Raw genomic sequence first — 2,263 nt, 5'->3', positions numbered from 1 at the left:
ACGTTAGAACACCAGCCATTAAAGGGTGGTATTTCAAGGTTGGCTCCACAAGAACTGGCGTCCTCGCTTCAAAGCCTCCCACCTATCCTACACATCAAGGACCAGTGTTCAGTGTCAAGCTATAGTAAAGGTTCACGGGGTCTTTCCGTCTTGCCGCGGGTACACTGCATCTTCACAGCGATTTCAATTTCACTGAGTCTCGGGTGGAGACAGCCTGGCCATCATTACGCCATTCGTGCAGGTCGGAACTTACCCGACAAGGAATTTCGCTACCTTAGGACCGTTATAGTTACGGCCGCCGTTTACCGGGGCTTCGATCAAGAGCTTCGCGTTGCCGCTAACCCCATCAATTAACCTTCCGGCACCGGGCAGGCGTCACACCGTATACGTCCACTTTCGTGTTTGCACAGTGCTGTGTTTTTAATAAACAGTTGCAGCCAGCTGGTATCTTCGACTGGTTTCAGCTCCGCGAGCAAGTCGCTTCACCTACGCACCAGCGTGCCTTCTCCCGAAGTTACGGCACCATTTTGCCTAGTTCCTTCACCCGAGTTCTCTCAAGCGCCTTGGTATTCTCTACCTGACCACCTGTGTCGGTTTGGGGTACGATTTAATGTTACCTGATGCTTAGAGGCTTTTCCTGGAAGCAGGGCATTTGTCACTTCAGCACCGTAGTGCCTCGTCATCACGCCTCAGTGTTAAAGTGAACCGGATTTACCTGGAACACACACCTACACGCTTAAACCGGGACAACCGTCGCCCGGCCAACATAGCCTTCTCCGTCCCCCCTTCGCAGTAACACCAAGTACAGGAATATTAACCTGTTTCCCATCGACTACGCCTTTCGGCCTCGCCTTAGGGGTCGACTCACCCTGCCCCGATTAACGTTGGACAGGAACCCTTGGTCTTCCGGCGAGCGGGTTTTTCACCCGCTTTATCGTTACTTATGTCAGCATTCGCACTTCTGATACCTCCAGCAGACCTCACAGTCCACCTTCAACGGCTTACAGAACGCTCCCCTACCCAACAACACATAGTGTCGCTGCCGCAGCTTCGGTGCATGGTTTAGCCCCGTTACATCTTCCGCGCAGGCCGACTCGACCAGTGAGCTATTACGCTTTCTTTAAATGATGGCTGCTTCTAAGCCAACATCCTGGCTGTCTGTGCCTTCCCACATCGTTTCCCACTTAACCATGACTTTGGGACCTTAGCTGGCGGTCTGGGTTGTTTCCCTCTTCACGACGGACGTTAGCACCCGCCGTGTGTCTCCCGTGATAACATTCTTCGGTATTCGCAGTTTGCATCGGGTTGGTAAGTCGGGATGACCCCCTAGCCGAAACAGTGCTCTACCCCCGAAGATGAATTCACGAGGCGCTACCTAAATAGCTTTCGGGGAGAACCAGCTATCTCCCGGTTTGATTGGCCTTTCACCCCCAGCCACAAGTCATCCGCTAATTTTTCAACATTAGTCGGTTCGGTCCTCCAGTTAGTGTTACCCAACCTTCAACCTGCCCATGGCTAGATCACCGGGTTTCGGGTCTATACCCTGCAACTTAACGCCCAGTTAAGACTCGGTTTCCCTTCGGCTCCCCTATACGGTTAACCTTGCTACAGAATATAAGTCGCTGACCCATTATACAAAAGGTACGCAGTCACCCCATAAAAGAGGCTCCCACTGCTTGTACGTACACGGTTTCAGGTTCTGTTTCACTCCCCTCGCCGGGGTTCTTTTCGCCTTTCCCTCACGGTACTGGTTCACTATCGGTCAGTCAGGAGTATTTAGCCTTGGAGGATGGTCCCCCCATATTCAGACAGGATACCACGTGTCCCGCCCTACTCTTCGAACTCACACCATGTGCATTTTTGTGTACGGGAGTATCACCCTGTACCCTGCGACTTTCCAGACGCTTCCACTAACACACATGCTGATTCAGGTTCTGGGCTCCTCCCCGTTCGCTCGCCGCTACTGGGGGAATCTCGGTTGATTTCTTTTCCTCGGGGTACTTAGATGTTTCAGTTCCCCCGGTTCGCCTCATGCCACTATGTATTCATGACATGATAGTGCAACGCATTGCACTGGGTTTCCCCATTCGGGTATCGCCGGTTATAACGGTTCATATCACCTTACCGGCGCTTATCGCAGATTAGCACGCCCTTCATCGCCTCTGACTGCCAGGGCATCCACCGTGTACGCTTAGTCGCTTAACCTCACAACCCGAAGATGTTTCACTTCTGATTGCGAAAATTTGAGAGACTCGAACACACC

At 52.4% G+C, this 2,263-nt stretch carries 1 rRNA gene; it reads right to left on the bottom strand.

Features of this window, described 5'->3' with window-relative positions:
* Positions 1 to 2,205: ribosomal RNA gene (locus KW828_RS21600) — 23S ribosomal RNA — on the bottom strand; the annotation flags it as partial.
* Positions 2,206 to 2,263: the final 58 nt, after the last annotated feature.

The sequence above is a fragment of the Enterobacter sp. ENT03 genome, assembly GCF_019218745.1.
In the GTDB taxonomy this organism is placed as follows: domain Bacteria; phylum Pseudomonadota; class Gammaproteobacteria; order Enterobacterales; family Enterobacteriaceae; genus Enterobacter_D.
This window is presented reverse-complemented; position numbering and strand designations above follow the sequence as displayed.